This is a genomic window from Hydrogenophaga sp. (assembly GCF_041633695.1).
In the GTDB taxonomy this organism is placed as follows: Bacteria; Pseudomonadota; Gammaproteobacteria; order Burkholderiales; family Burkholderiaceae_C; genus Hydrogenophaga.
In genome coordinates, this window is sequence record NZ_JBFJMY010000340.1 from 1 (window position 1) to 4563 (window position 4563).

The window sequence follows — 4563 nt, forward strand, 5'->3', positions numbered from 1 at the left end:
ACGACGACCGCCGCGCCGAAGAGTGCGCGCAGGCGATGGCCGACAGCGGGGCCGACGAACTGGTGGTGCATGCGCGAACCAAGGCCGACGGCTACCGCCCGCCCGCGTATTGGGAGCGCATCGCCCAGGTGCGCCAGGTGGTGCGCATTCCGGTGGTGGCCAATGGCGAAATCTGGACCGTGGCCGACGCCTTGCGTTGCCGCGAGGTATCGGGCTGTGACGCGCTCATGATCGGGCGCGGCATGGTCACCGACCCCGGCTTGGCGCTGGCCATTCGCCATGGCGGCTCGGTACCATGGGTGGAAATTTTGCCCCTGTTGCTGGCCTATTGGCAGCAGATCAGCGTGCGGGTGGCGCCGCGCCACCGCTCGGGCCGGCTCAAGCAATGGCTCAACTATTTGCGCAAACGCTACCCCGAGGCCCAGTGCGCGTTCGACGAGGTGCGCACGCTGCACGAGCCGTCGCAGATCGAAGCCTGGTTGTTGCAGGCCGTGTCACCCGCTTGCCTATCCGCAACGGCTGGCGGCGGTGCGTTCTCACCGAGTCGACCCGAGGCGGGTGGGCACATCCCGGCGGCGGCCAGCAGAATGGACGCGCTCGTGTTAACTTCCGGCCCCAGTACCGACCTCTGATCCATTTATGACCCCCTTGCTTGAACGGCTGCATGCCATGCCGACCCAATGCCTGCTCGGCATCCGGCGTGGCCTGGAAAAAGAAAGCCTGCGCGCCCACGCGGATGGATCGCTGTCGCTGGCGCCGCACCCGGCCGCGCTGGGCTCGGCGCTGACGCACCCCCACATCACCACCGACTACAGCGAATCGCAACTCGAACTCATCACGGGCGTGCACGCCAGTGTGGAAAGTTGTCTGGCCGAGCTGGCCGAAGTGCACCAGTACACCGCGCGCAGCTTGCGAGCGGCGGGCGACGAAATGATGTGGGCGTCCAGCATGCCTTGTGGCCTGCCCACCGACGAAAACATCCCCACCGGCCGCTACGGCTCTTCCAACGTCGGACGTGCCAAAAGCGTGTACCGCGTGGGCCTGGGTCATCGCTACGGTCGGCGCATGCAGACCATCTCGGGCATCCACTACAACTGGTCGCTGCCGGGCGTGAGCAACGACGGCTACTTCTCGCTGATCCGCAACTTCCGCCGCCACGCCTTCTTGCTGCTCTACCTCTTTGGCGCATCACCCGCCGTGTGTTCCAGCTTTGTGGCCGGGCGCGAGCACGAACTGCAGACGCTGGCCGATCGCACCCTGTACATGCCACACGGCACCTCGTTGCGCATGGGGCGTCTGGGCTACCAGAGCGAAGCCCAGGCCACGCTGGCCGTGAGCTACAACGGCCTCGAAGGGTATGCCGCCTCGCTGCACGACGCGCTCACGCGCCCCTGGCCCGCCTACGAAGCCATTGGTGTGCGCAACCCCGGCGGCGACTACAACCAGCTCGCCACCACCTTGCTGCAGATCGAGAACGAGTTCTACGGCACGATCCGCCCCAAGCGGGTGATTTTTCCGGGTGAGCGGCCGTTGCACGCGCTGCGCGAACGGGGCGTCGAATACATCGAAGTGCGCCTGCTCGACCTCAACCCGTTTGAGCCGCTGGGCATTGCGGCCGACGCCTTGCGCTTCATCGATGTGTTCCTGCTGCACTGCCTGCTGACCGACAGTGCCCCCGACACGCCGCAGGAAATCCACGAACTGGCGGAAAACCAGCACCTCACGGCGGCCCGTGGCCGCGAACCCGGTTTGCAGTTGCTGCGCCAGGGTCAGCAGGTGCCGCTGCAGCAATGGGCCATGGAGCTGATGGCCGAGCTCGCACCCATCGCGCAGGCCATGGACGCGGCGCACGGCGCGCAAGGCGGTGGTTATGTGCAAGCGGTTGAAGCAGCGCAGCGCCGGGCCCAAGCCCCCGAGACGCTGCCTTCGGCGCAGGTGCTGCAGGCCATGCGCCAGGGATACGACGATTCGTTTGTGGGCTTTGCGCGTGCCCATTCTTTGCAGATCCACCAGGAACTGCTGGCGCGCCCTTGGAGCGCGAAACAGCAGGCCCGCTTCGAGGCCATGGCCGCCCAGTCTGTGAACGACCAGCGCGCCATTGAAGCGGCCGACACCATGCCGTTTGAAATCTACCGCCAGGAATACACCTCGCCCGCACGCCTGGGCCGCCCGCAGGCCGAGCTGGTGGCGGCACTGGCGGCGGCCTGAGCCACCGCTGGCCGGCTTCAAGGTCAAACGCTTAGACTTCGCCGCCGAAGCGTTTGACCAGGTTGGCGATGTACTTGTCCACCAGCTTTTCGAACTCACCTTCCACCACCGGCGCCACCACCATTTTCATGAGGCCGGGCAGCGGCACTTCAATCTCGCCCTGGATGGACAACTCGATGCTGGTGGATTTTTTGTTGTCCACAATGCTCCAACTGCCGCCCACCAGCGCATTGCCGACACCCCGGACCGGCGTCCATTTCACCGAGCCCAAGCCCTTGGTCTTGTCGTATTTGCTGACGTATTTGCTGGCGTAGATGGTCTGGATGTTCACCTGCGCGGTGCCCACTTTCTCCATCTCCCACTGGTACACGCCGTCGCCCAGATCGGTGAGCTTTTCCACTTTGGGAAAGTGGCCGACCGAGGTCGGCACGTCCGACAGCAGTTCGAACACCTCGGCCGCTTTGGCCTTGACGTTGAATTCGTAACCCAGATCGATCTTGACGGTGATGCTCATGAAGCGCCCCTGTTGGATGTTGTGGCTGTTCGGGTTCGCCGCTCTGGCAGCGCCTGGCCCTCGATCCATTGTAGGCAGCGGAACGGCTTTGCCAGGTCGGGGCTTTCACCAAGGCACAATTCCCCCAGCCGGGTGTTTCCGTCTGGCCCGCCCCGGCGAACGCTCCAGTATTCCGTTTGAAAGACTTTTTCCCCCATGAGTATCCAGTGGTTTCCCGGTCACATGCACCTCACCCGCAAGGCGATTGGCGAGCGCATCAAAGACATCGATGTGGTGATCGAAATGCTGGACGCGCGCCTGCCGGGTTCCAGTGCCAACCCCTTGCTGGCCGAGCTCACCAGCGGGCGCCCGACGCTGAAGGTGGTGAACAAGCAGGACATGGCCGACCCCGAACGCACCGCGCTCTGGCTGGCCCACTACAACGCCCAAGCCAAGACCCAGGCCATCGCGCTGGACGCCAGCGTCACCGCACCGGCGCGCGCCATCATCGCCGCCTGCCACGAACTGGCGCCCAACCGGGGCGGCATGGTCAAACCCATGCGGGTTTTGATTTGCGGCATTCCCAACGTCGGAAAGTCCACCCTGATCAACACCTTGCTGGGCAAACGCTCGGCCAAGACCGGTGATGAAGCCGGCGTGACCCGCAACGAGCAGCGGCTCGCCCTGGCCGACGACTTCTACCTCTACGACACCCCGGGCATGCTGTGGCCACGCATCGTGGTGCCCGAGAGCGGCTACAACCTCGCCGCCAGCGGCGCCGTGGGCCGCAACGCCTACGACGATCAGGAGGTGGCGCTGGAACTCCTGGTCAAACTCAAGACCGCCTACCCGGCGCTGGTCGAGGCGCGCTACCAGCTGGGCTGGACGCTGGCACAGATGGCCAGCACCCCAGAGGAAGACTTGCTGGAAGCCATTGGCCGCAAGCGCGGCGCGCTGTCGGGTGGTGCGCAGGTGAACGGGCAAAAAGCCGCCGAACTGGTGATCGCCGACTTCCGATCCACCAGCCTGGGCCTGATCACGCTGGAGACGCCGGCGGAGTTTTTGCGCTGGTTGGCGGCGGGCGAGAAGATCGATGCCGAACGCACGCTGCGCAAGGGCGAAGGCAAGCCCAAACCCCGGAACCGGCGCAAGCGCTGAACCCGACCCGGGGCAGACGGTCCCGCAAGCGTTCAGACCGCGCCGATGTACTCGCCGCGCGCCGGGTAGCTCTTGTCGATGGCGAATCGCACGGCGGCCAGCAATTCGTCGAAATGCGGGCGGGCAAACGGCATGGTTTGCACGGCGGCGTAGAACAAGCTGCCGTCGGGGCGGACCAGAAACACGCCGGGTTCGGCGAACAGCGGCGGCTCGTCGATCCCCAGCGACGATGCACCCCGCCCGGCGGAGGTGTACAAACCCCATTCGCGGGCACTCGCCAGCGACAGGCTGTGCCCAAATCGCAGCTTGGGCGCCTGGATCTTGCTGGCCATGGCTCGGGTGCGCTCGTCGCCGTCGGTGGACAGCGCCAGCACCGATACGCCGGTTTTTTCGAAATCGGGCAGCAGGCGGCCCAGCTCCAGCAGGTATTTGGCGCAAATGGGGCAGTGCAGGCCACGGTAAAACACCACCAGCGAAAAATGCGCGGGTGCTTCGGTGGCCAGGTCGTAGGCGCCGTGGTCCAGGGTTTGTACTTGCAGAGCGGGAACGGGTTGGCGTGGGATCAGCATGGTTGTAACTTGGGTTGGTGGTGTGGAGGGAGGCCGTGGGGTGCAGGAGGCACCATGCTAGGGCGTGAGCGTCACACGCGCCCAGCTGCCGTCGGATAGCCCTACGCAGGCGCCATCGGGCAAGGGGGTCAAGCG

5 protein-coding genes are annotated in these 4563 nt (G+C 65.4%); 3 read left to right on the top strand and 2 right to left on the bottom strand.

The window, feature by feature from the left end; genetic code table 11:
• Positions 1-632, top strand: a 632-nt coding sequence (locus tag ABYB95_RS17470) for a tRNA-dihydrouridine synthase (RefSeq protein ID WP_372659829.1), incomplete at its 5' end; no start/stop codon positions are given.
• A 7-nt stretch (positions 633-639) separates the two neighbouring features.
• Positions 640-2208 carry a glutamate--cysteine ligase gene (gene gshA / locus ABYB95_RS17475; protein WP_372659830.1) on the top strand — a complete coding sequence of 523 codons (1569 nt, stop codon included), beginning with the start codon at positions 640-642 and terminating at the stop codon, positions 2206-2208.
• A gap of 31 nt (positions 2209-2239) precedes the next feature.
• Here gshA and ABYB95_RS17480 read toward each other — a convergent pair whose 3' ends face one another.
• Complete coding sequence (locus tag ABYB95_RS17480; RefSeq protein WP_372659831.1) at positions 2240-2722, bottom strand: hypothetical protein; 483 nt, start codon at positions 2720-2722, stop codon at positions 2240-2242.
• A 195-nt stretch (positions 2723-2917) separates the two neighbouring features.
• Here ABYB95_RS17480 and ylqF point away from each other — a divergent pair, with 195 nt between their 5' ends.
• On the top strand, positions 2918-3859 hold the full coding sequence (ylqF, locus tag ABYB95_RS17485) for a ribosome biogenesis GTPase YlqF (RefSeq protein ID WP_372659832.1): 942 nt from the start codon (positions 2918-2920) through the stop codon (positions 3857-3859).
• A gap of 32 nt (positions 3860-3891) precedes the next feature.
• Here ylqF and ABYB95_RS17490 read toward each other — a convergent pair whose 3' ends face one another.
• Positions 3892-4428 (bottom strand): peroxiredoxin-like family protein, encoded by a 537-nt coding sequence (locus ABYB95_RS17490; RefSeq protein WP_372659833.1) that lies wholly within the window; start codon positions 4426-4428, stop codon positions 3892-3894.
• Between the last annotated feature and the right edge of the window lie 135 nt (positions 4429-4563).